The organism is Gilvimarinus sp. 1_MG-2023 (assembly GCF_030548285.1).
The window spans coordinates 1-271 of record NZ_JAUOSC010001025.1 but is presented as its reverse complement, the minus strand read 5'-3'; the positions used below and the strand labels follow the sequence as shown (position 1 = coordinate 271).

Annotated in this window: 1 protein-coding gene; it reads right to left on the bottom strand. The window is 58.7% G+C overall.

The genetic code is table 11. From position 1 onward, the window contains the following. The coding region (locus Q4563_RS19995; protein WP_336623063.1) for a phosphoenolpyruvate-utilizing N-terminal domain-containing protein at positions 1-271 on the bottom strand (271 nt) is incomplete at both ends.

The following is a 271-nucleotide window of genomic DNA, read 5'->3' as shown; positions in this document are numbered from 1 at the left end:
GATCATGGCTGAGCTGGGCACCCAGATGACGGATTTCACTGCGGGCAGCAATCAGCGCCTTGTCAAAATTCTCCAGTTCCTGCTCAATGTCTTCGACCGTTTGGTCGACCACCACAATCAGGTCTGCCGCCGGGGTAATCACGTAACCGGTGCCAAGGCCGACACCCGCCGCCCCCGGTGCACCGTTAAAACGGGTACTTTTGCGTTCGGTGCTGGCAGGTGACAGCTCCAGAATATTTCCGGTCGCTTCAGCGTGGGCAATCACTCCGGC